General features: G+C 32.6%; 16 protein-coding genes. 9 read left to right on the top strand and 7 right to left on the bottom strand.

The window, feature by feature from the left end; all coding sequences use genetic code 11:
- Nucleotides 1-130 precede the first annotated feature (130 nt).
- The 3 genes from B0A81_RS20995 (at nt 131) to B0A81_RS20985 (ending at nt 4,906) form a co-directional block, all read left to right on the top strand.
- Nucleotides 131-2,377, top strand: coding sequence for a TonB-dependent siderophore receptor (locus tag B0A81_RS20995; RefSeq protein WP_089059827.1), 2,247 nt, complete (start codon nt 131-133; stop codon nt 2,375-2,377).
- A 201-nt stretch (nt 2,378-2,578) separates the two neighbouring features.
- The gene (locus B0A81_RS20990; RefSeq protein WP_089059826.1) at nt 2,579-3,895 is read left to right on the top strand and encodes an APC family permease; all 1,317 of its coding nucleotides are present in this window, start codon (nt 2,579-2,581) and stop codon (nt 3,893-3,895) included.
- A gap of 150 nt (nt 3,896-4,045) precedes the next feature.
- Nucleotides 4,046-4,906 carry a hypothetical protein gene (locus B0A81_RS20985; RefSeq protein ID WP_089059825.1) on the top strand — a complete coding sequence of 287 codons (861 nt, stop codon included), beginning with the start codon at nt 4,046-4,048 and terminating at the stop codon, nt 4,904-4,906.
- Nucleotides 4,907-4,975: 69 nt separating this feature from the next.
- On the opposite strand, the gene B0A81_RS20980 is transcribed toward B0A81_RS20985, so the two are convergent.
- Nucleotides 4,976-7,609 carry a valine--tRNA ligase gene (locus B0A81_RS20980; RefSeq protein ID WP_089059824.1) on the bottom strand — a complete coding sequence of 878 codons (2,634 nt, stop codon included), beginning with the start codon at nt 7,607-7,609 and terminating at the stop codon, nt 4,976-4,978.
- Nucleotides 7,610-7,872: 263 nt separating this feature from the next.
- On the opposite strand from B0A81_RS20980, the gene B0A81_RS20975 reads away from it, so the two are divergent.
- Complete coding sequence (locus B0A81_RS20975) at nt 7,873-8,253, top strand: DUF1573 domain-containing protein (RefSeq protein ID WP_089059823.1); 381 nt, start codon at nt 7,873-7,875, stop codon at nt 8,251-8,253.
- 102 nt (nt 8,254-8,355) lie between these two features.
- On the opposite strand, the gene B0A81_RS20970 is transcribed toward B0A81_RS20975, so the two are convergent.
- The 5 genes from B0A81_RS20970 to B0A81_RS20950 all read right to left on the bottom strand — a co-directional run bounded on the left by B0A81_RS20970 (nt 8,356) and on the right by B0A81_RS20950 (nt 16,096).
- The gene (locus B0A81_RS20970) at nt 8,356-8,847 is read right to left on the bottom strand and encodes a hypothetical protein (protein ID WP_089059822.1); all 492 of its coding nucleotides are present in this window, start codon (nt 8,845-8,847) and stop codon (nt 8,356-8,358) included.
- Nucleotides 8,848-8,926: 79 nt separating this feature from the next.
- Nucleotides 8,927-11,056, bottom strand: coding sequence for an OmpA family protein (locus tag B0A81_RS20965; RefSeq protein ID WP_089059828.1), 2,130 nt, complete (start codon nt 11,054-11,056; stop codon nt 8,927-8,929).
- Between the two features lie 10 nt (nt 11,057-11,066).
- Nucleotides 11,067-11,993: a PorP/SprF family type IX secretion system membrane protein gene (locus tag B0A81_RS20960; protein ID WP_089059821.1), complete on the bottom strand. Its 927-nt coding sequence runs from the start codon at nt 11,991-11,993 to the stop codon at nt 11,067-11,069.
- A gap of 32 nt (nt 11,994-12,025) precedes the next feature.
- Complete coding sequence (locus B0A81_RS20955; protein WP_089059820.1) at nt 12,026-14,656, bottom strand: gliding motility-associated C-terminal domain-containing protein; 2,631 nt, start codon at nt 14,654-14,656, stop codon at nt 12,026-12,028.
- Nucleotides 14,657-14,767: 111 nt separating this feature from the next.
- Nucleotides 14,768-16,096: a PDZ domain-containing protein gene (locus tag B0A81_RS20950; protein WP_089059819.1), complete on the bottom strand. Its 1,329-nt coding sequence runs from the start codon at nt 16,094-16,096 to the stop codon at nt 14,768-14,770.
- Between the two features lie 122 nt (nt 16,097-16,218).
- Between B0A81_RS20950 and B0A81_RS20945 the strand changes: the two genes are divergently transcribed.
- From B0A81_RS20945 to lgt, 5 genes are all read left to right on the top strand, one after another.
- Nucleotides 16,219-17,415 carry a pyridoxal phosphate-dependent aminotransferase gene (locus tag B0A81_RS20945; RefSeq protein ID WP_089059818.1) on the top strand — a complete coding sequence of 399 codons (1,197 nt, stop codon included), beginning with the start codon at nt 16,219-16,221 and terminating at the stop codon, nt 17,413-17,415.
- 202 nt (nt 17,416-17,617) lie between these two features.
- A complete protein-coding gene (gene folE / locus B0A81_RS20940) occupies nt 17,618-18,289 on the top strand; it encodes a GTP cyclohydrolase I FolE (protein ID WP_089059817.1) in 672 nt (223 codons plus the stop codon).
- 131 nt (nt 18,290-18,420) lie between these two features.
- On the top strand, nt 18,421-19,899 hold the full coding sequence (gene cysS, locus B0A81_RS20935) for a cysteine--tRNA ligase (RefSeq protein WP_089059816.1): 1,479 nt from the start codon (nt 18,421-18,423) through the stop codon (nt 19,897-19,899).
- Between the two features lie 96 nt (nt 19,900-19,995).
- Nucleotides 19,996-20,244 carry a membrane protein insertion efficiency factor YidD gene (yidD, locus tag B0A81_RS20930; protein ID WP_089059815.1) on the top strand — a complete coding sequence of 83 codons (249 nt, stop codon included), beginning with the start codon at nt 19,996-19,998 and terminating at the stop codon, nt 20,242-20,244.
- A 64-nt stretch (nt 20,245-20,308) separates the two neighbouring features.
- Entirely contained in the window at nt 20,309-21,241 is a 933-nt protein-coding gene (gene lgt, locus B0A81_RS20925; protein WP_089059814.1) for a prolipoprotein diacylglyceryl transferase, read from the top strand.
- A gap of 442 nt (nt 21,242-21,683) precedes the next feature.
- Here the strand turns inward: lgt and secDF are convergent, their stop codons facing one another.
- Nucleotides 21,684-24,659: a protein translocase subunit SecDF gene (gene secDF, locus B0A81_RS20920; protein WP_089059813.1), complete on the bottom strand. Its 2,976-nt coding sequence runs from the start codon at nt 24,657-24,659 to the stop codon at nt 21,684-21,686.
- Nucleotides 24,660-24,722: the final 63 nt, after the last annotated feature.

Raw genomic sequence — 24,722 nt, 5'->3', positions numbered from 1 at the left:
CTTCTTAAGACAATCTTAAGATAAAACTAAGAATATTTTAAGCGATAAAACACCTCTAAAAATTTTGTTAAAGACTTTATGCGGTGTTATATTTGCAAAAAATTATTTTTATTAAATCTAAATAAGTAAAATGAAATATAACTTACTACTCGCTTTATCCTTGATTAGTTTAGCGTCTTATAGTCAAGATTATTCAAGTGCCGACAATACCACAACTCTTAATGATACGGTAAAAAATAAAAAAGGAGAAATTCTTAATGAAGTTTTAATAACAACAAATAAGCCTAAAAAACCTATTGAAGCTGCACGTTCTGGTATTAAGGTTATGGACTTGCCTCAAAGTGTTCAAATTATCGGCAGCGATATAATTGCACAACAGCAAGCAATTAGATTGAGTGAAGTTGTTAAAAACATGAACGGTGTTTACGTAGGTTCTGCTCGTGGTGGTGCTCAAGAATCATTCTTTTCAAGAGGTTACGACATGGGTGCAAACAATATGTTTAAAAACGGATTCCGTTTTAGCAGCGGATCTATGCCTGAAGTTTCTTCATTAGAAAAAGTAGAATTTTTAAAAGGTAGTGCTGCTTTATTATACGGAAACGTTGCTCCAGGTGGAATTTTAAACATGGTAACTAAAACTCCTCAATTTACTAAAGGCGGAGAGGTTTCTATGCAAATCGGAAGTTTCTCTTACTATAAGCCTTCTATTGATATTTACGGCCCTTTAAATAGTTATATTGCTTACCGTTTTACTGGTTCTTACGAAAACTCAGAGAGTTTTAGAGACGTTGTAAAAAATGAGCGTTACTACTTAAATCCTTCATTTTTATTTAAGTTGAGCGATAAAACTCAAATTACACTTCAAGGTGATTATTTAAGCTACGACTGGACTCCAGATTTTGGAACAGGAATAATTGGAAAAGAAATTGCTGATGTACCAAGAAACAAATATTTAGGAGCACTTTGGTCTTATGGAAAGACAAATCAAGCAAGTGTTTCGGCTTTAGTTAATCATAATTTTAATGACAACTGGAAACTTAATTTCAATACGTCATTCCAAAATTACAAAAGAACTTCTAAAGGAACTGAGCGTGTATCTATCGACACAACAATTCCAAACTATGTAAATGGTGATTATATTCGCCCATTAGGTCAAAATCAAAACTTTGAACAAATCATTGGTGAGCAATTAAGCTTACAAGGGATTTTTCATACTGGAAAAGTTAAACACCAAATTTTTACAGGCGTTGATTTAGAAAACTCATTCACTCAAGCTTATACTTATGCTTTTGACGAAAAAGCAGTAAAAGATGCTAAAGGAAAATACATTGTTAATGCATACGACCGTGTAAACATTTACGATCTTATTTATGACGGACAGCGTATGGATATTCCAAATGCAAATGCTACAAGACTTGTAAATACGGATTCAAACCGTTTTGGAATTTATGCTCAAGATTTAATTTCTATTTCAGAACAATTTAAAGTTTTAGCAGGATTACGTTGGTCATGGCAAGAAACTCAAGCTGAAACAACTGATTATACTAAAGCTACAATAACTAAAGGACAAAAATTGACAGATGCTGCTTTTTCTCCTAAAGTTGGTTTAGTTTATCAGCCTACAAAAAACACTTCATTATTTGCAAGTTATGCAAACTCATTTACTCCAAATACAGGAACAACTGTTGATGGTGAAGCTATCAAACCATCTATCATTGACCAATATGAGGTGGGTATTAAAAAAGATTTCTGGAGAGGTTTATTAAGTACAAACGTTACACTTTATCAAATCACAAACAGTAATTTAGCTCAAACTGCTGAATTTAAAGCTGACGGAACTCCTAATACAGATACAAACGTAAAAGTATTAAGCGGTGAAACTAAAAGTAAAGGTGTTGAAATCGATGTTACTGCAAGACCAATTGATGGTTTAAACATTATTGCTGGTTACAGCTACAATGATATGCGTTACAGCAAAACTTCAGGTTTAAACGGTAGTTTTATCGAAGGTGATCGTTTGGCTAGAACTCCTGCAAATACTGCAAACTTAAGTTTCTTTTACACACTTCAAGATGGTTTATTAAAAGGTGTTTCTTTTGGAGCAATCGGAAATTACATTGGTAAAAGAATTGGAGGATGGAATAATTTAGTTGTAATTGATCCTAAAACTGGAGTACAAACTATAAACGACAGAGAAATTCCTCTAGAAGGTTACACTACAATTGATGTATCTGCTGGATATACTTGGAGAAAAATCTCAATTTTATGTAAATTATCAAACATAACAAATGAGTTGAATTATACAGTTCACGAAAACTATAGCGTGAATCCAATCGCACCTCGTCAAATTATGACAAGTTTGCGTTACAAATTCTAAAAATTTGAATTAGATTATAATGACCCAAAGCTTTTTCTGCCTTTTCATTTTTTGAAAAACAGAAAGAGTTTTGGTTTTTTAATACACGAACCTTATCTGCAACTAGATAAGGTTTTTTATTTCTATAAATAAGGAAACGTTCTAATTGTATTACTTTTGCTCAGCAGATACCTCCTATTCCACAAAACAAAAAATCCAAATATGTCAGATTTCAAAAAAAATCAATTGCAGAAAAGTTTAGGTCTAAGTTTTAATATTGCGGTATTAATTGGAGGCACGATTGGAGTTGGTATTTTACGAACACCTGGAACTATTGCCGAAATGCTTAGTAATTACTGGCTTATAATTGCTTCATGGCTTTTTGGAGGTTTATATGTTTTATTGGGTGCCAATTCGTATGCTGAACTTGCGACAATGTTACCAAAAGCAGGCGGTTCTTATAATTATATTAAAAGAGCTTTTGGAGAATATGCTGGTTTTTTGTCTGGATGGTTCGATTATATTACAAATGTTATTCCACCCGCTTTTTATTGCATTGTAATCAGCGAATATATTATTATTCTATTTCCTTCGCTTGCAAACTACTCTGCAGTAATGGCAATTTCCTTACTGCTTGCTTTCGTACTAATACATTTAAGCGGTGTAAAAAACGGAAGTGTTATTCAGCAGATTACAAGCTTACTTAAAGTGATCTGTTTTGTTGCTTTAGTAGTGGCCTGTTTTATGTATTCTGGTATTGAAACTGCACCGATAAAAACGGATAGTTCTTTTTTTCAAATTGGTTTAATTTTCGGTTTTTTCAAATCCTTGCAACTTATCATTGGTACTTATAATGGCTGGAACAGCGTTTGCTTTTTTGCTGAAGAAAACGATGATCCAAGCAAAAATATTCCTAGATCATTGTACAGCGGTGTTTTGTTAGTTATGTCAATTTATGTTTTAGTAAATGCAGCTTTTTTTCATGTTCTGCCAATTGAAACTTTAGCCAAATCAAATCTCGCTGCTGCCGATGTTGCTAAAATTCTTTTTGGAGAAAATGGCGCTGTAATCGTTACGGTGATTTCTATTTTTTCGCTAATCAGCATCTTAAATGCCTTTATGATGATTCCGCCAAGAATTCTTTACGGATTAAGTCGTGATGGATTTTTTATTGAAAAAGGAACGCAGGTAAACAAAGGCGGAACTCCTATTGTTGCGCTTTTAGTTTCATCACTTTTCAGTTTATTTTTAATATGCATCGGCTCATTTGAAGTGTTATTTTCTTTTGCCGCTTTTATCTCGATTATTGTTTGGGGATTGGCTTATTTTTCGCTTTTAAAACTAAGAACAAAAGAACCTGATCTGCCAAGACCTTACCGCTCTTTTTGGTATCCTTGGACAACAATAATTGCGATTATATTTTCTATCGCATTACTTGCAGGTTTTATTTACAGCGATCCTAAAAGCTTTATTATAATTGTTGGTATTACGGTCGTTTCTTATCCTTTGTTTCTAGTTTTGACAAGAAATAAAAAATAAACAAAACACCCGAAATAGAACTCGCAAGGTAAGCTTCATCAAATAAAACGTCATTTTTTCATTTTACTTTTTAATTACATTTGTCAGATTTACAGTTGTTTTTATTCACTTGAAATAATAAATATCTAATTTTCTTAAAACAAATTCTAAATGAATAAACTAAAACCTCTAATTGGATTATTATTATTAATCGTCACTTCTTGTTCAGAAAATGAAATAAAAGAACCAATAGATCCAAAAGAACCGGTAAAAGAAAATACGAAGCTTCTAGTCAAATCAATTCTGGAGATAAACCCTTCAAGCGGTCAAGTAATAACATTTACTTATAATGGTTTTAAAATCAAAGAAGCGACAACAATTGGTACTAATGTTGGTCTTTTAAAAATAACCTATAGCTATACTGGAGATTTAATCACTCAGCAAGATGGTTACATAAATGATCAACTATATGTTAGCACAGAATACACTTATGAGAATAACAAGCTAAAAACTGCTATTTTCAAAAACACAAATAGCGGAACTATTTTCCCCTCAATGAACCAAACTAAATACGTATATAATTACATCTCCGAAAATCTTGCAGACATATATATTTATACTTATTTTAATAATGATTGGGTACTAAGTGACTCTACTTCTAAAGTAAAAATATATTTCGATAACGGTAACATTTTAAAAAGAGAAAAATTCAACTCACAAGGTTCACTTACGTCAACTTACAATTACGAGTATGACACAAAACCATCTATATATAAAAACATTACAGGATTCGATAAATTGTATTTTACAGATTCATTTGAAAATGTTTTTAATAGACATTTTGATATTAAAGACATTAGCAATTCTAATAATATAACTTTTTCTAGTGAAAAAATAAATGGAATTTTTACCGAAGCTAACCGTTATAGTTATGATCTCAATACAGACGGCTACCCTAAAGAAAAACGTTACCATTATAACCGCAGCAACGAAATTCTCTATCTCATTGAAAAAAATTATACTTATTATTAATATAAAATAAGAAATCCCAATCCTGAAAAACTTCAGTATTGGGATTTTTTTTATAAAGGAGATTTCTTTTTATTTCAAACCAGCCAAACTCTGCTCGATTGTAGCAATTTTTGCTAAAGCATCGGCTTGTTTTTGTTTCTCTATGTTTAGGACTTTTTCTGGAGCTCCGTTTACAAATTTTTCATTAGAAAGTTTTGCTTCTACAGATTTCAAAAATCCTTTTGTATAATTCAACTCTTCTGTCAGTTTTGCAATTTCTGCTTCAACATCAATATTTCCTGTAATCGGAATGAAATATTCATTTGATTTTACACGGAAAGATAATGCGCCGTCTACTTTTTCAGAAACATATTCGAAAACAGAAACGTTTCCTAATTTCGTTACAACTGAATCAAAGTAAATAGAAACATTTTCACTATTTATTCCTTTTAATTCGATTGCATCTTTAAACGGAATATTTTTGTCTTTACGAATAGTTCTAATTCCAGAAATTACTTCAATTGAATTTTCAAAATCAGCAATTAATTTAGCGTCAAAAGGCTTTAATTCTGGCCAAGTTGAAACGATTAAAGCTTCTTCCGGAGTTCTTTCGGCAATTAACTGCCAAATTTCTTCCGTTAAGAAAGGCATAAATGGGTGAAGTAATTTCAAATTACTTTCTAACATTTCGATTGCTTTATCAAATGTTGTTTTATCAATTGGCTGTTGGTATGCAGGTTTGATCATCTCTAAGAACCAAGAACAGAAATCATCCCAAACCAATTTGTAAATGGCCATCAATGAATCTGAAATTCTGTATTTCTCAAAATTATCTTCAATGTCAACTAAAGTTTGCTGCAATTTTGCTTCGTACCATTCGATCGCCACTTTTGAAGATTCTGGCTGAGCGATAGTTTCTGAAACTTCCCAACCTTTAATCAATTTAAAGGCATTCCAAATTTTGTTTGAAAACCCTTTTCCTTGATTACACAATTCTTCGTCAAACATAATATCGTTTCCTGCAGAAGCACTTAAAAGCAATCCTACACGAACACCATCTGCACCAAATTTATCGATCAAATCTAAAGGATCAGGAGAATTTCCTAATGATTTAGACATTTTACGACGTTGTTTATCACGAACTAAACCTGTTAAATATACGTTTGTAAATGGTTTTTCACCTGCGTATTCGTAACCTGCAATGATCATTCTAGCAACCCAGAAAAATAAAATATCCGGACCTGTAACCAAGTCATTTGTTGGATAATAATATTTATAATCTGCACTTTCAGGATCCATGATTCCGCCAAAAACTGACATCGGCCATAACCAAGATGAAAACCAAGTATCTAATGCATCAACATCTTGCTTTAAATCTTTTGTTTCAAGTTTCAGGTTTGAAGTTTTTTGCTGTGCTAAAATTAACGCATCTTCAATGTTTTCAGCAACTACGAAATCTTCTTTTCCGTCTCCATAATAGTAAGCCGGAATTTGTTGTCCCCACCATAATTGGCGAGAAATATTCCAATCGCGAATATTGTTTAACCAATGCGCGTAAGTATTCTCAAAACGTTTTGGATGTAATTTAATATCACCGTCAACTAAAACAGATTTAATTGCAGGTTTTACTAGATCTTCCATTTTCAAAAACCATTGATCAGATAATCTTGGCTCGATTACGGCTTTGGTTCTTTCAGAAGTTCCTACTTTGTTTAAATGGATTTCGGTCTTCGCCAAAGCTCCAATTTCTTCTAATTCTTTTGCAATTTCGGTACGAACCACAAAACGGTCTTTTCCTTGATAATGTAATCCAAAACTATTTAATGTAGCATCTTCATTAAAAATATCAACGATTTCAAGATTGTGTTTTTCTCCTAACGTTTTATCGTTCATATCGTGAGCAGGAGTCACTTTTAAACATCCTGTTCCAAATTCAACATCAACATATTCGTCTTCGATAATTGGAATAACGCGACCACAAATTGGCACTATAGCTTTCTTCCCTTTTAAATGTGCAAAACGCTCATCGTTTGGATTGATACAAATTGCAGTATCTCCAAAAATAGTTTCAGGACGCGTTGTTGCAATAGTCAAGAAATCTTCTGAACCTTCAATTTTATATTTTAAGAAAAATAATTTTCCTTGTTGTTCTTCGTAAATAACTTCTTCGTCAGATAAAGTTGTTTTAGCTTCTGGATCCCAGTTTACCATTCGGTATCCTCTGTAGATTAATCCTTTGTTGTATAAATCTACAAACGATTTAATTACAGATGCAGACATATCTGGATCCATAGTAAATTTGGTACGTTCCCAATCGCATGAAGCACCTAATTTTTTAAGCTGCTCAAGGATTGTTCCTCCATATTTATCTGTCCATTCCCAAGCATGTTTTAGGAATTCTTCACGAGTTAAATCATTTTTATTGATTCCTTCTGCTTTTAATTTTGCTACAACTTTTGCTTCTGTAGCAATCGATGCGTGATCCGTTCCCGGAACCCAGCAGGCGTTGAAACCTTTTAAACGTGCTCTACGAATTAAAACATCCTGAATAGTATTATTCAGCATATGTCCCATATGCAAGACACCAGTGACGTTTGGAGGCGGGATTACAATAGTATACGGCGTTCTATGATCTGGTTCTGAATGAAAATAATTGTTTTTCATCCAATACTCATACCATTTGTTCTCAATCGTCTTAGCGTCAAATTGTGCTGGAATTGTCATTTAAATAGGTTGTTTAATCGTTAATTTGTTTAACTGTTGAATCGTTTAATTGTTTAACTGTTTTATTTTGCAGCCAGTATTTTCAGACCATAAATCGATTAAACGAATTAACGTTTAAAACAATTAAACAAAAAATGGTTCAATTTTTGTAATTATAACTGACAGCAAAAGTAAATAATTAAAGACACTATAAAAAGCGAATTATTAATTTGTGTGTTAATTAAAAGAATGTATATTTACTTACAATTAAAAATAATTTCAAAATGAAAAACGTTGCCTCTTTTATTGCAGTCGTATTGTTTAGCGCAATAGGCTACGCACAAAATGGCCCAAAGATTGAATTTGCAGCCTCAGACAATACGATTGATTATGGAAAAATTTCAAAAAGTGATAATGGAGTTCGCTCCTTTGAATTCACTAATACCGGCGATGCACCGCTTTTAATTATTGGCGCAGAATCGACAGTTAGTTCTATCGTTGTTACTAAACCCGCAGCAGCAGTAATGCCGGGAAAAAAAGGAAAAATCGATGTTAAATACAACATGGTTTCTGGTCCTATTCGTAAAACAATTACAGTTGAAACTAATGCAGTAAATTATCCTGACGGCCGAGTTGCCCTTAAAATTAAAGGAGAAGTTTTATAAAAAAAATAAAAACTAAAAATAGTAAAAGCCGTTTCTTTAATTAGAAACGGCTTTTTTTTATGATGAAGTAAAGTCTCCCTCGTCAAAATGACAAGCTTGTGACTACTTTTCTGTTTTCTCAGCGCATTCTGCGATTTCGAATTTATATTTTACTTTTTCAAAATCAATAGGTTTGTCTTTTACTATATAAGTTACTCCCATTGTAGTCTGCATGGTTCCGTTTCCTAAAATAAGCTGTTTGTCACGTTTTAAAAGCGCCATTGGGTTTTTGAATGTAGTATTTTTATTAACGTTATCTCTAAAAGTATAATCTACGAATAATGTATCGCCATGAAATTCACCAGCAACTTCTCCTGTTCTTACTGTCGAAGGCGCAACTTTCATGATCATATCACCTGATAATCTACCATTTTTTAAAGTATTCAATTTTAAATCTATTGTATCTTTCTCGTATATCGCTTTATAGCATTCGGTACTTACAATTTTTTCTCCCTCGGCTTTTGCTGCTTCGGCTTCTTTTCGTTTTTCTTCATTTTTACAGCTTTGAAATCCAATACAGATTACAAGCAGACAAGGCAAAACTAGATTTTTCATATTTAATATTTGATCAAGGTTATTGTATAAAATTAATAAAAAAGAAATCAACTGAAAGAATTTTATATAATTTTCGAATCTATAAATTCTTAATTACAAATTCAGACCTTCTGTTCAATTCATGCTCTTCTTCTGTACAGGCTTCATCTGTTTTACATTTTACAATGGGAACGGATTCACCATATCCTTTTGCCTGAATTCTTTTTGAATTGATTCCTGATTCGATTATAAATTCTCTAGTCGAATTGGCTCTTTTTTGAGACAAATCTTCATTATATTTCAAATTACCTCGCGAGTCAGTGTGTGAACCAATTTCAACAACCATGTCTGGATATTTCTTCATTAATTCTACTACTCTGCTCAAAACTACTTTAGATTCTTTTCGAATATACCATAAATCGTAATCAAAATAAATAGGATCTGTTTTAATGACTAATCTGTCTTTATTATCTTTTACAACATCTTTTTCCTGTTCTAAAATTTGTTTTACTTTTTCATTCTTTTTCACTTCCGCTGTAACAATTGCTGCTTCTTTTGCTTTTTTCTCTCTTTGTTTCAATTCGATTGCGGCAAGTGCTGTTTTTTTCTTATTATCTTCTTCTATAATAAGTTCTTGTTTTCTTTTATTTTCTGCAATCTGCTTTTCTTCTTGTTTAATAACTTCTAAAGATTTTAGAGCCAAAGAAGCATCATTTATTTTATCTCTTGTTTTATCTAATGTCAATATTTTAGACGCATTGGTATAATTTTCTTTAAAAGCACTAATTTTATACGAAGCTTCACAATGAACTGTAAAACTAAACTTTCCGTCGGCTGAAGTTGTAACTGTATTCAGGTTTTTATTTTCTGAATCTTGTAAAATTACGGTTGCGTTTTCTAATGCTAATTTTGTATCGACATCTGTAATAATTCCAGCAATCAATTGTTTGCAATCTTCTACAATTAAATCTTTAATTTCTTTGAACCAATAAATATCGTCGCTTCCTTTCCCTCCTTCTCTATTTGAGGCAAAATATCCTTCTTTATTGGTATCTATATTAAAAGCAAAATCATCTAGATTTGAATTTAACGGTAATCCAATGTTAACTGGTTTTGAATATTCATTGCCATTAATATCTGTTACAAAAACATCCAGAGATCCGTAGCCTAAATGCCCATCTGAAGAAAAATAAAGTTTGTTATCTGCTGATGCAAAAGGAAATTGTTCTCTTTTAGCGGTATTAATTACTGGCCCAAGATTCTTTGGAGTATCAAATGCGCCTTTATTTACATTTACGGAATAAATATCAAAAGATCCTAAAGTTCCGGGCATATCAGAAGCAAAGTATAATACTTTTTCATCAGCGCTTAAAGCTGGATGTTCTACTGAATAATTTGGACTATTGAATGGAAGCGATGTAATGTTTCTCCATTTTCCATCGACTAATTCTGCTTTAAAAATCTGAAGATTTGAAATTTTATTTTCGTCTTTCTTTTTCTTTCTGTTTTTAGAATTATTGCGGGTAAAATAAATGGTTTTACCATCTTTTGTAAAAACGGCATTAGATTCATGCATTCCTGTTCGTAATTCGTCAGCAAAATAATGCGTCAGAGAATCTGCTGAATTGCTGTTTTTCAAAGGAATTGTAACCAAATTTAAATAGGTTTCATTATCCCATTTGTATTTTTTATCAAATAAACCAGGTTTTAATTTAACGCCAGCAAATACTAAATTCTCACCATATTTTACAGCTCCAAATTCGGAATTTGGGGTATTTAGGGCTAGATTTTTAATTTCAAATCGTTTGCCTATTGCTGTAACATTCTCGAGTGTTTTCAGCTCTTTTTCAAAAACAGCAAGATCTTCTATATTCGTTGATTTTGAATAATATTCCTTTAAGAAAGTATTTGCTTCATCATAATTATTGGTTGCTTTTAATGTTTGTGCATATCTAAAATAATATTCTCGATCTAAGCCGTTATTATAGTTTTTGATCAATAAACGATAATAGCGTTGTGCTTTTACTAAGTCATTAGTATAAAAATAAGAATCGGCTAAGTTTTTAATAACCTCTTGCGATGGTTTTTCTTCTGCTAATTTTTCATATAAAATAATAGATTCGCTGTAATACGTTTTGTCAAAAAAGCGCTTTGCTCTGCTTAATTCTAGGTCTTGGGCATTTATAAACTGTATTGAAAATACGAATATAATAACGAGTAGTTTTTTCATATTTTTCATTTTAGAAGAATCTTGGTGATTTGTCATATCCTTTTCCTAATAAGTCCAGGTCAAATAGAAGCATAATTTCATGGGTTCCAGAATTAAACTGTCCTAAATTAGACAACGTATAATCGTAAGCATAACCAACTCTCAATGACGGTGTAACATTGATATTGAATAATGCACTTACAGAATCATCTATTCTATAAGAGGCTCCAAGCTCAAATTTTTCGTTATACAAAACGTTGGCTGTAATGTCTAATGTAATTGGAGCTCCAACGACAAATTTGGACATAAATGCGGGTTTTAATTTCAGCCTGTCATTAACTTGAAAAACATAACCAGCGGTCAAAAAAGTGTGTATCGCTTCTGAGCCAAAAGCGTTTATTCCCGATTTTTCTTCAACATATTTTGATTTTAATAAATTAGGAACTGACAATCCTACGTACAAATTGTCTCTAAAATAATAAGCTCCTACACCAATATTAGGTTTGGTGGCGTTTATGTTTTCTGCGAAAGCAAAATCTGTTTGAGGATCTGCAAATCTAAATCCGTTAAAATTCGTCTGCATAGACGAAAATCCTGCTTTAAGTCCAAGCGACAGTTTGTTTTTTCCTCCTAAATTTAAAACATAAGCAAAGTCAGCATAAACATTGTTTTCTTTTTTTGCGCCGTCGCCAATATCATCAGAAATAAATGATATACCTGCTTCAACTTTATCGGTTATTGCACTGTGTGCAAAAAAAGTAAATGTTTTGGGAGCTCCAACTGCTCCAACCCACTGTGTTCTGTAAAGTCCGCCAAAATTCATCATTGCAGGAACTCCTGTCGCATATGCCGGATTTACAACACTCATATTGTACATATAATGCGTGTATTCTGGATCTTGTTGTGCGGAAATGGATGTTATATATAGAAAACTAATAAGAAGTATTATTTTTTTCATTTGAAAACTAGGTTAAATGATGTAAAAAGAAATTATCGATTCAGGTAAAGACGTCCTTGTTTAGGAGGTTTATTATCTTTGTTGAAATTGATAATATAAAAATAGACTCCGTTAGCTGCTATTCCATCTCCAAAACCAGCCGATTCAGAATTTCTTCCATCCCAATTGGGTTTATTTATATTTCCTTTAAACATTACATTTCCATATCTATTGAAAATTTCAAGCGAATAATCTGGGTACAAAAATTCAATATCAGGAATCCTAAAAGTATCATTTACATTATCTCCATTTGGCGAAAATCCGTCAGGAATAAAAAAATCAAATTCTGCAACATCACAATCTTTTAGTGAGACTGCTACTTCTAAATAATTATCCGAAATACAATCTGTTACAGTCGACAAATCGTATCCGTAATAAACAGCATTATGAACTAATAAAGTTGTTGATTTTAGCAGGTTTCCATTTTCTTTGGCATCATACCAAGTAACGGTTGACGACACATTTGTTACTTTTGATAAATCTGAAATAGTTGGATTTTTCAAGCCGCAAAAATCTGCTCCACCAGGATTTAAAACTGGTGCCGGCGTATCGTTTATTACTATAGAAACTGTTGTTGGTGCTGATGTACAATTTGCAGCGGAAGTTTCTCGTACATAAAGACTTTCTGATTTTAAAAGGTAAGTATCTGCAAGCGGTGTTGTCGCTGCTGCCGAATTGTACCATTTGTACTGAGATCCGCGTGGTGATAAATTTGCAATTGTTGCACCATCTACTTTACAAAACGTTTGTGGATTATTTACCAGCGGCGGCGCAGGAATAGGATTTATAATGAATGTATCAAAAATATTAGACAAATTAATATCACAGAATGTAACGGCGTTCATCAAATTACTGGCTAAAATTGTTGTAGAACCAGTATTTACAAGTAAACCAGCTGGAATAATAAAACTTGCATTTCCATTTACAACTTTTAAAGCAACAGTTTGCAATGTTGAAGTATTACTATCAGAAAGTGTATATGAAAGTACTGCATCTGTTAAGTTTCCTAATCCTGAAACTACAGCAGGAACGGGATCATTAAAACATACATTTTCTATTTGAATTTTTACTGTTACAGCATTTGGCAGGGGATTAATAATTAAATCTCCTTGAAGAAATACATTATTTGTACAACCAGTAACAGCATTTGTAATTCTGATTATAGTAATTTTTGAAACTCCGCTTTTAATATTCAATGCTGCTGGAATTTTAAAATTTGCTTTTCCATCTGCAACTAAAAAGTTTGCCGTTTGTCCCGCAGCAGTATTATCTCCTGATAAATTGTATATAATAGTGTATGGCCCATTGACTAATTGTACAATATTTGAAATATCTACTGAGGCGTCTTTGTTTTGGCAAGTAGGACTTGATGTTAATACTGCATTGTCTAAACGAGGCAGCGGATTAATCTTTAAGTCATAAAACAAATCCGTCACAATATTTGCACAAGCTTTTCTACTTATGGTTGAAATAATATTGGTAACGGTCATTCTAAAAGTTCCGACCTGTTTAAAATAAGATGATTTTATCGGAAAAGAAACTTCTCCATTTACAAAGTTTGCCTTTATAGTTTCTGTGCCTCCATTTGGTCCAGAGACTACAAATGCAATTTCGTATTCTCCATCTGGAATTACCTGTGGACCTTGTGTAATTTTGGCTGAATATACTGCCGTCGTAATCTTGTCTTCGCAAATATCTGATTCTATATCAAGCTTTGCTCCTGTAAAATCAAGTTGTTTTTCGAGTACAATACTAATAACTGATGTTTCATCTGGACATATTATATTGTTAGGATATGCCAAAACGGTATAAGTGTAATTGTATGTTCCTGGTCCATTATTATCAAACACTTCTTGAAGATTGATGGTATTATCTTGAAGTGAAGTTAAACCAACACCTCTCCATTCTCCTCCGCTTTCTTCATTAGAAAGTAAGGTATGTAAATCTAAATCTGTATAACCTGCCAAACCAGTAGTTCCGCAAAGCACTAACTCTTGTCCTTCTCCTGCCTCGGGAGCTCTAAAAATTGTTACCGTTATTGTCGAGGTTGGAGCAATTGGTGAGCAAGCAATCACTGCTGGAACAGTGTACGTAAACTGAAATGATCCTTCTAATCCTGCAATTGGAATTGTTGAACCAACAGCATTTCCTTTACTATCTTTCCAAGTTCCGTTTGAATGTGGTCCCATTACCGTACTATTAAATGCGGTAAAAAGATTAAATGTTTTCTTAGAACTGCATACAGTAGCAAAAGGAGCCGGAACTCCTGCATACGCTCCTATTGTAATGGTTACAACTGCCTTATCATCTATACAGCCAGCTGCATTTGCAACGGTATAGGTATAATGATAAACACCGCCTTTTCTTATAAGTTGTCCGTTTAATTCGCCTGTGGCACTGTTAAGTCCTTTTGAATTATCGTCATCTGTCCAAGTTCCGCCTGGAGTTGGTGTGCCGCCTAATAGAGAAAATAATGATATAGATTTGTAAACTGGATTGTAGATATCACAAATTACTTTTTGTGCATCATCTCCTGCACATTGTGCATATATTTTTGAAGGTAAAATAAGTAAAAAAACAAAAAATAGTGGTATTTGTAAGAATTTAACGTAGTTTTTGGCCATGTATTATTATTTTCGTTAAACTTACAAATAATAAAACACTTGCCAAAAAAAACATAAAATTCTGATTAATTTTAATTTTCTATACAACTTTAATTAATCCAGAAAATAGAATTACAACTCATCTTCGAGCCTGAATCGAAATTTTAAAACAAGACTATTTCTCTCAACTTCGAGGTTAATAAATATATCTTCCTCTGATTTTAAAAGTTGATTTATCTGCTGTAGAGTAAGCCTATAAGGTCTGTCGCCATTAATACTTACGATAATATCTCCTTTTTGAAGTCCGCACTTTTCAGCGGCTGAATTTTTCCGAATATTTACAATTTCGTAAACAGGTTTTAGTAAAAATTTGTATCTAAAATTACCACCGCCGCCGCTTTCGCTCTTCTCAACATCACTTACAGTTGAAACAACCTGAACTGTTTCCAGATGCACTGTTTCCTGAACCCATTGCAGACCATTATGCTGAACAGTAATTCCGCTTTTATTATAGGTAAACGGCTCACCGAATTTGTTGTTTTTTTTAAGATACATTTTACGGTCTGTATAATCCATTACCAAAGTAAATCTCTTTAAAATTTCTCCGCCTACAGAACCAACTCTTCCTGGAACCATCTTTACATTTCGAATAGATGTTGAATCAGGAAAAGCAACAATTGGCTTTTTAAAATTAAAATCGGCAATCGAAAAACTTTTAATTCTAGCACGATGACCTTCGATATCTCCGCTAAATCCTTTTCCTAAAAAATCAGGAAAATTCTTTTTGGGAAGCTTAATTTTACTGTTTTCAAAAACCCAAAAAGCATCACTATTACCAATATCAATGAGCAGCTTTGCAGGAATATCAGTACTATCAACAACAGCCGAAGCATTAATATAAGGTTTAGATCTCTCTATTGTAATTGGAATTGCTTCAAACTTTTTATCCAGCTTTTTCTGAATCTCTTTTCTATTATCGTAAACCGTAATTTTCTTTCTTACATAGTTCACTTCAACAATGTTGTTTTTAAAAAACTTATAGCCAATAATTCCATTAACGGGAATACCAATATGAGATGATAAATTAAAACCTTGATCTAAAATAACATACAACATGTGATTTTCTGATTTTAATCCATGTGTTTCTAATGTATTATTGGTTGATTTAAGTCCTTCTATTTCTTCTTCGGCACCAAGTCCTCTAAGTTTTATTTTCTGAACATTATTAAACTTAACCTGCTGCATTTCATCCATACTGAAAAGAATAGTTTCTTCAACACCGGAATCTAAAAGGAAATTAAGTTCTATTCCGTTTACTTTAATCGGAATAAAAATGAGGTTATTTATCAATTGAAAGGGAACAATTACCTTTTTACTATTGTTTTGAATTATGAAATTATCTTGAGCCAGCAGGTTAAAAGATAAGAATAACCCAAAAAACAACATAATATATTTTTTCATTGACAATATTTTATTATAAAATTACTAAATATATTTATAATTGTTACATTTTCATAAGTACTTGTATTGTTTACGTTAAATTCGAAAAAAAAATGCAAATTTGCACTTCAATAATAAATCTCATGCCAACAATTTCTAACAAAGGCAGAAACATGCCCGAATCTCCGATACGCAAGCTTGCTCCTTATGCTGATTTAGCAAAGCAAAAAGGACACAAAGTGTATCATTTAAACATTGGTCAACCGGATATCAAGACACCCGAAGTGGCCATCGAGGCGGTAAAAAATATTGACAGAACTATTATAGAATACAGCCCATCTGCTGGATATGAAAGTTACAGAAAAAAATTAGCAAAATTTTACCAACGCCAAAATGTAAACGTTAACTCAGAAGACATCATTGTAACTACTGGTGGTTCTGAAGCCTTATTGTTTGCGTTGGCCACAATTACAGATCCAGGAGATGAAATTATTATCCCTGAACCTTTTTATGCTAATTATCATGCATTTGCTTCTTCTACAAGTGCAACAGTAGTGCCGCTTGTTTCGACCATCGAAACGGCATTTGCATTGCCAAGTATCAAGGAAGTTGAAAAGTTGATTACTCCAAAAACAAAAGCAATTTTAATTTGTAATCCGGGTAATCCAACAGGATATTTATATTCGGAAACTGAAATTAAACAATTAGCGAGTTTAATTAAAAAATATGATCTCTATTTAATTGCTGACGAGGTTTATCGTGAGTTTTTATACGATGGAGATGACATTCATTACTCTGTAATGAATCTTGAAGATGTACAGCAAAATGTAATCATGGTCGATTCAGTTTCAAAACGCTACAGTATGTGCGGCGCAAGAATTGGATGTTTGGTTACTAAAAACAAAGAAGTATTAGCAACGGTAATGAAATTTGCTCAGGCACGTTTAAGTCCGCCAACAATTGAACAAATTGCCTGCGAAGCTGCGATCGATACTCCACAAAGCTATTTTGATGAAGTTATCTCTGAATACAAAGAACGTCGTGATACTTTAATCAATGAGTTAAATAAAATTGAAGGCGTAATGGTTACCAAACCTAAAGGTGCTTTTTACTGCATTGCTCAATTGCCAATCGATAATGCTGATGATTTTGCCCAATGGCTTTTAGAAAGTTATGATTTAAATGGCGAAACCGTTATGGTGGCTCCTGCTGCCGGATTTTATTCTACTCCGGGAATGGGATTGAATCAGGTAAGAATAGCTTATGTGCTAAATAAAAAAGATTTAATCACTGCTGTGAATATTTTAAAAGAAGCTCTTTTAGTTTACAACAAAAAATAAAATCATAAAATACAATCCTTTTAAAAGACAATAACCATTTAAGTTATTGTCTTTTATGTTTTAATACAGTACTGATTTAGTTTTTATTTAAACTATATCTTAAAAGGATCGATTAAATAATAAAAACCATAGAAAAGGTTTCCTATTTATTAATTATCTTTACCGCCTTAAAAAGATATACCCATTATAATAGTAATTTTTAATGATAAACAACGAAGATTTTTTAGACGAAATAGGTGACAGTCATTTCAGCAGTAATGCAAAAAACCCTCTAAGAGAGGATGCTTTCGACTTAAGCGATGACGAAAAAATAGAAAAAATTAAAAAAGATGTTGAAAACATTCTTCAAACTCTTGGAATGGATTTAACAGATGACAGCATAAAAGGTACTCCAAACCGAGTTGCAAAAATGTTTGTAAAAGAAATTTTTGGAGGTCTTAATCCTTCAAGACAGCCAAAAGCTTCAACTTTTGACAATAATTACAAATACGGTGAAATGCTTGTTGAGAAAAACATTACTGTTTATTCTACCTGCGAACACCACTTACTGCCAATTATCGGACGCGCTCATGTTGCTTATATTTCAAGCGGAAGAGTTATTGGTTTATCAAAAATGAATCGTATTGTTGAATATTACGCTAAAAGACCTCAGGTTCAAGAGCGTTTAACAATGCAGATTGTTCAGGAACTTCAAAAAGCTTTAGGAACAGAAGATGTTGCCTGCGTTATCGATGCTAAACATCTTTGCGTAAACTCAAGAGGAATTAAAGACATCGAAAGCAGCACTGTAACGTCTGAATTTGGTGGAAAATTCAAAGATCCTCAAACGAAAAGAGAATTTTTAGACTATATTAAGTTAGAAACACAATTTTAATTTTTTACAGTATTTTCTATTATATTTATGGTCTAGCCCTGATGGAAGCGACATCCTTTTATGGTGGGGTTCACCATAAAAGATACAGCGGACAGCAGGAATAGCTCCTAAAAAAAATCAACAAAAAAAATATGCCTTTATATACAACGCAGCCACTAAAAATATACAACTCACTTTCGGGTGAAAAAGAAAGTTTCAAACCAATCCATGAAGGAAATGTTGGAATGTATGTTTGCGGACCAACGGTTTATAGTAATGTACATTTAGGAAACGTAAGGACTTTTATGTCTTTTGACGTTATTTTCAGGTATTTTCTACATCTTGATTACAAAGTTCGTTACGTTCGTAATATTACTGATGTTGGTCATATTGTAGATGATGTTGATGAAGGTGAAGATAAAATTGCTAAAAAAGCACGTATAGAGCAATTAGAACCTATGGAAATTGTACAGCGATATACTGTTGATTTTCATAACATTCTAAAAGCTTTCAACTTTTTACCGCCAAGTATTGAGCCAACTGCAACAGGTCATATAATTGAACAGATTGAAATTATCAAGAAAATTATCGATAAAGGAATTGGTTACGAAGCCAATGGATCTGTTTATTTTGACGTTGTTAAGTATAACGAAACCAATAATTACGGTATTTTAAGCGGCAGAAATATCGAAGATATGCTTGCTAATACTCGTGATCTTGATGGACAGTCAGACAAGAGAAACCCGCAGGATTTTGCTCTTTGGAAAAAAGCAGAACCAGAACATATTATGAGATGGCCTTCGCCTTGGAGCGATGGTTTTCCGGGCTGGCACTTAGAATGTACAGCAATGAGCACCAAATATCTTGGAAATCACTTTGACATTCACGGCGGCGGAATGGATTTAAAATTCCCTCATCACGAATGTGAAATTGCTCAAAACGAAGCTTGCACAGGTCAATCGCCTGTTAATTATTGGATGCACGCTAATATGCTTACCTTAAATGGTAAAAAAATGGCAAAATCTACAGGAAACAACATTTTACCAGGTGAGATTCTAAGCGGTGAAAACAATATTCTAAGCAAACCTTTTTCAGCATCTGTAACACGTTTTTTCATGTTACAAGCACATTATAGAAGTATTCTTGACTTTTCTGATGATGCAATTGTTGCTGCCGAAAAAGGATACAAAAGATTAATGGAAGCTGTTGATTCTTTGTCAGAAATTAAAATCAGCACAACAAGCTCAATAGATATTTCTTCTTGGAGACAATTGTGTTATGATGCGATGAACGACGATTTTAACACTCCAATTTTAATTGCACAATTATTTGAAGCTGTTCGCTATATTAATCTGCTTAAAGAAGGGAAAGAAACAATTTCTGAAGATGATTTAAAAACATTAACTTCTACTGTAAATGGTTTTGTTTTTGATGTTTTAGGCTTAAGCAGTGAAAAAGGTACTGACGGCAACAACGACAAATTAGAAGGCACAGTAAATATGCTTATCGGAATGAGAAATCAAGCTCGTGCTGATAAGAATTTTGCTCTTTCTGACCAAATTCGTGACCAATTGATTGCTTTAGGGATTCAATTAAAGGACGGAAAAGAAGGTACTTCTTTTAGTATTTAAAAACGAAGTGTTCAGTAATCAGTTTAAAGTGTTCAGATTTAAACTGATTACTAAATACTGATCTCTGATTACTAATAATCATTGATTACTAAAAATATGTTTTCAAAAATTCTAATATATCCATTTGTAATTCTGGTACGCTTTTATCAAACAGCGATATCACCTTTTACGCCTGCTGCATGCCGATTTGAACCAACTTGTTCTACATACATGATTCAGGCATTACAAATGCACGGATTATTTTATGGCGGATATTTAGGAATGAAACGGATTTTGAGCTGTCATCCTTGGGGAAGATCAGGTTATGACCCGGTTCCCGAGAAAAAATGCTCTCATAAACATTAACTTTAAATAAAGACTTACTCTGTTTTAAATATTTATTTTTACAAAAAACAAAAATTCTTAACATATGACACATGCCTTAAATATCATTTGGAATCCTTCAGAAGGAATAGATTTAGGATTCTTTATGATTCGTTACTACAGTTTAATGTTTGTAATTGCTTTTGGTTTAGGATGGTTTATCATGAAAAAGATTTTCGAACGCGAAAATGAACCAATTGACAAATTAGATTCTCTATTTGTTTGGACTGTTTTGGCTACTTTAATTGGAGCACGTTTAGGTCATGTATTATTCTACGATTGGGAGTATTTTAGAAATCATTTACTTGAAATCTTTCTGCCTGTTAAATTTGAACCTAAATTTGAGTTTACAGGTTTTCAAGGTTTAGCAAGTCACGGTGCGGCAATTTCAATTATAATTGCGATGTACTATTACAGCAAAAAGATTCTAAAACGTCCATTATTATGGATTTTAGATCGTGTTGTTATTCCAGTTGCGAGCGGTGCTATTTTTGTTCGTTTAGGAAACTTCATGAATTCTGAAATCATCGGTCATGAAACTACATCTCCTTTTGGAATTCGTTTTTTACATGATCAATTCAGCAAAGGTGAAGCTGTTAATGCTACACAAATCGCAAATCCAAAAGATGCTTACACTGCGATTGCAACAGATCCAAAATTTGCTAATTTATTAGCACAAGTGCCTGCAAAACACCCAACACAATTGTACGAAGCATTTTGCTATATATTTGTATTTGCAATCTTATTTTTCTTGTATTGGAAAACTAATGCAAGACTTAAATCAGGGTATTTATTCGGATTGTTTTTAGTGCTTTTATTCGTTGTACGTTTTATAGTTGAGTTTGTAAAAGAAAGTCAAGGCGGTTTTGAGAACGAATTAGGCCTTTTCTCAACAGGACAATGGCTTAGCATACCTTTTATCATAATTGGTCTATTTTTCATTATTAGAGCACAAAGAAATCCTTTAGCTGCTTCGTAATTACACATAAAATATTCTCTAAATAAAAGATTAAAACTTCATCTTCAACGCTTCTTTTACTTCTATGCATAAGCCGCACCATTTCTTATCACGCCGGCATTTGAAATACACCTAAAGACAAATCTCATATCTAAATATAGCTTCTTCTATTTTAATGAAGAACCAAACATTAAAACACACAAGCGCAACCTTTCTATTTTGTCTCTTTGCTCAAGAACAACAGCAGCTTTAAAAATTCATTAGTAAAGTAATAATCCTTATTTCTAAATCCACTTCTGAAACCAAACTTTAAGCTAAATAAAATCAAGAACTACCTATATCTTTCTTTAGTATTATTAGCTTCTATACGCAAACATTCAAGTCATAACTTGCTACCTATAATAGCACAAAAAAAAAGATCCAGCTTTCACTGGATCTTTTCTAATATAATTTAAGCAATTAATTATGCTTTGTTATGCTTGTCTTCGATTGTATGTTTCTCATCACTTGAAATCGTATCAACCAATACTGGAGTTGCGATAAATAATGATGAATATGTTCCTACAATAATACCAATTAACATTGCAAAGATAAATCCTCTAATAGATTCCCCACCAAAGATAAACATCGTTAATAACACAATGATCATCATTAATGACGTATTCAATGTTCTTGATAATGTAGTATTAATAGAAGCATTTACAATATCTTCGAAGCTACCTTTACGGTTTCCGATGATGAACTCTCTAACTCTATCAAATACAATTACAGTATCATTCATTGAGTAACCAATTACAGTAAGAATCGCAGCAATAAAGTGCTGATCCATTTCCATGTGGAAAGGCATGAATTTGTAACATAAAGAGTAAACTCCTAATACAAAGATTACGTCATGCGCTACAGCTGCAATCGCACCTAATGAATACTGCCATTTACGGAAAGAAACCATTAAGTATAAGAAGATAACTGCCATCGCACCAAGAACTGCCCAGTATGAATTCGTTTTAATATCTTCAGAGATAGATGCTCCAACTTTAGAAGCTTGTAAAACTCCAACTTTCTTACCATCAAAAGAGTTGATGAATTTATCGTAAGAAGTATTTGGGTAATACTTTTGTAATGCAGCATATAATTTTTGATTTACTTCTTCATCAATAGCTACACCATCTTCTTTAATTTTATATTTAGTAGTGATTTTCAATTGATCATCATCTCCTAAAATTTTTGCCTCAACCGGAGTTCCAAAAGCTGCAGATAACTCATCTGAAACTACTGTTGCATCGATTGGTTTTTCAAACTTAACTTGGAATGTTCTTCCTCCAACAAAATCAACACCTTCATCTAATCCGTTAACGAAGAAAATAGAAGTCAAACTTACAATTACAACAATTGAAGAGAAAATGTAAGTGAATTTTTTAACTTTAATAAAGTCAAAGTGGAAATTAGTAAACCAGTTTTTAGTAATATTTGTACAGAAAGTTAAATCAGCTTTTCCTGCAATATTTTTGTCAATAAAAATTCTTGCAATAAAGATTGATGTAAACAATGATGTTACGATACCAATAAGTAATGTTAAAGCAAAACCTTTAATTGGTCCTGTACCAAAGATAAACAAGATTGCTCCAGTTAAAACGTGTGTAACGTTCGCATCAATAATAGAACGCATTGCTCCGTGCCATCCGTAAGAAGCAACTACTGCTTCAGACAATGATTTACCATCACGTAATTCTTCTTTTGCTCTTTCGAATATAATAATGTTAGCATCTACTGCCGTACCTAATGTTAATACGATACCTGCAATACCTGGCAATGTAAGTACAAAACCAAAACTTGCCATAATTCCGAATAAGAATAATAAGTTCAACAATAAAGCTAAGTTAGCATACCAGCCCGCTTTACCGTAATAGAATACCATCCAAACACAAACTAATAAAAATCCTAATACAGCTGAAATTGTTCCAGCATCAATCGCAGCTTGACCTAAAGATGGTCCAACAACTGTAGATTGTACAATATCTGCAGATGCAGGTAATTTACCAGCATTTAAAACGTTTGCTAAATCTTTAGTTTCAGCAACATCAAAAGAACCTGTAATTTCAGATCTTCCACCAGCAATTGGTCCACTTGTAACACCAGGAGCTGAATAAACAATATTATCTAAAACAATAGCAATATAACCTTTTTGAGAAAAAGCTCTTCCTGTTAGTTCTTCCCAAACTTTAGCACCTTGACTGTTCATTTGCATAGAAACAGCTGGTTTACCCATTTGGTCAAAAGTATCTTTTGCATCAGTTACAACACCACCGCTCATAGCAGGAACGTTATCTCTGTTTCCTTTTAAAGCATATAATTCTACAGCTTCAACATCTTTTGCTTTTGCATCTTTTATAGTAGTTGGTTTACTCCAAACAAATTTTGCATTGTGTTGGTCAGCAGCCAATAAAACTCTAATTTCTGGTCTTTTAAAATAACCGTTGATTGCAGCAGTATCTTTAGTAGCAAAATATCCTAAAACTGGACCGCCACCTTGAACAATCATTTTATCAAATAAAGGATTGTTTCCTTTTTTAGTATCAAGTGAATCTTTAGAATTATCAGTTAATAAAGCATTCAATGAATCTTTAACAACAGTTTTAGTTTCTGCTTTCTTAACTTCAGTCTTTTTTAAAGCTTCGTTTGCTGCAACTAAGAAGTTACCAACTTCTTCAATTTTGTAAGTTTCCCAAAACTCTAATTGAGCTTTTCCACCTAATAATTTTTTAATTCTATCAACATCTTTAGCACCTGGAAGCTCTACTAAGATTCTTCCTGTTTCTCCTAATTTTTGAATGTTTGGTTGTGTTACACCAAATTTGTCGATACGCTCTCTTAATACTTTATAAGCACTTTCAACAGACTCATCAACTTTTCTTTTGATTACTTTTTGAACTTGAGCATCTGTCATTTGAAAATCAACACCACCGTCACCTTGTAAACTTCTGTTTGCAAAAATATCAGGTGAAGCTAACTTTACAGTTCCATTTGAATTTGCTTCAAAAGCTTCAAAAAATTTATTTAAATAGGTCTTATTTCCTTCTACATTTGCACTTGCATCTGCTAAAGATTTATTAAATACTGGATTTTTAGAGTTGTTTGCCAATCCTTTTAAAACATCTTTAATAGAAATTTGAAGAATCACGTTGATTCCTCCTTCTAAGTCAAGACCTTTATTAAGTTGTTTGTTTTTTACTTCGTTATAAGTAAAATCCGTAAACCCAAGATTGAAAACTTTTTCTTTACCAATAGAATCTAAATATTTTAGCTCTTTATCAGGATTATCTCCTGCAAAAGCTTTAGCTTCACTTTTGACATTATTTGCCACAAAAGTGAATGATAGTTGGTAAATACTTACCAATGCAAATAGAATTGCGAAAAATTTAATAAGTCCTTTATTCTGCATTATTACTAAAAATTAATTATGTTTTATTGTTTGTTTTTGTTTCTAAATTCCCTAAAAATAAGC

Source organism: Flavobacterium plurextorum (genome assembly GCF_002217395.1).
Classification (GTDB): Bacteria; Bacteroidota; Bacteroidia; order Flavobacteriales; family Flavobacteriaceae; genus Flavobacterium; species Flavobacterium plurextorum.
The sequence above is the reverse complement of the archived record's forward strand: the minus strand, read 5'-3'. Positions and strand labels throughout refer to the sequence as shown.

Bases quoted from the DNA above. Each gene is read 5' to 3' on its own strand.
- B0A81_RS20955 (WP_089059820.1), bottom strand. From the start codon at position 14,656: ATGGCCAAAAACTACGTTAAATTCTTACAAATACCACTATTTTTTGTT.
- B0A81_RS20945 (WP_089059818.1), top strand. From the start codon at position 16,219: ATGCCAACAATTTCTAACAAAGGCAGAAACATGCCCGAATCTCCGATA.
- B0A81_RS20975 (WP_089059823.1), top strand. From the start codon at position 7,873: ATGAAAAACGTTGCCTCTTTTATTGCAGTCGTATTGTTTAGCGCAATA.
- B0A81_RS20995 (WP_089059827.1), top strand. From the start codon at position 131: ATGAAATATAACTTACTACTCGCTTTATCCTTGATTAGTTTAGCGTCT.
- folE (WP_089059817.1), top strand. From the start codon at position 17,618: ATGATAAACAACGAAGATTTTTTAGACGAAATAGGTGACAGTCATTTC.
- B0A81_RS20980 (WP_089059824.1), bottom strand. From the start codon at position 7,609: ATGACAATTCCAGCACAATTTGACGCTAAGACGATTGAGAACAAATGG.
- B0A81_RS20965 (WP_089059828.1), bottom strand. From the start codon at position 11,056: ATGAAAAAACTACTCGTTATTATATTCGTATTTTCAATACAGTTTATA.
- lgt (WP_089059814.1), top strand. From the start codon at position 20,309: ATGACACATGCCTTAAATATCATTTGGAATCCTTCAGAAGGAATAGAT.
- secDF (WP_089059813.1), bottom strand. From the start codon at position 24,659: ATGCAGAATAAAGGACTTATTAAATTTTTCGCAATTCTATTTGCATTG.
- B0A81_RS20990 (WP_089059826.1), top strand. From the start codon at position 2,579: ATGTCAGATTTCAAAAAAAATCAATTGCAGAAAAGTTTAGGTCTAAGT.
- B0A81_RS20985 (WP_089059825.1), top strand. From the start codon at position 4,046: ATGAATAAACTAAAACCTCTAATTGGATTATTATTATTAATCGTCACT.
- B0A81_RS20950 (WP_089059819.1), bottom strand. From the start codon at position 16,096: ATGAAAAAATATATTATGTTGTTTTTTGGGTTATTCTTATCTTTTAAC.
- B0A81_RS20960 (WP_089059821.1), bottom strand. From the start codon at position 11,993: ATGAAAAAAATAATACTTCTTATTAGTTTTCTATATATAACATCCATT.
- yidD (WP_089059815.1), top strand. From the start codon at position 19,996: ATGTTTTCAAAAATTCTAATATATCCATTTGTAATTCTGGTACGCTTT.
- B0A81_RS20970 (WP_089059822.1), bottom strand. From the start codon at position 8,847: ATGAAAAATCTAGTTTTGCCTTGTCTGCTTGTAATCTGTATTGGATTT.
- cysS (WP_089059816.1), top strand. From the start codon at position 18,421: ATGCCTTTATATACAACGCAGCCACTAAAAATATACAACTCACTTTCG.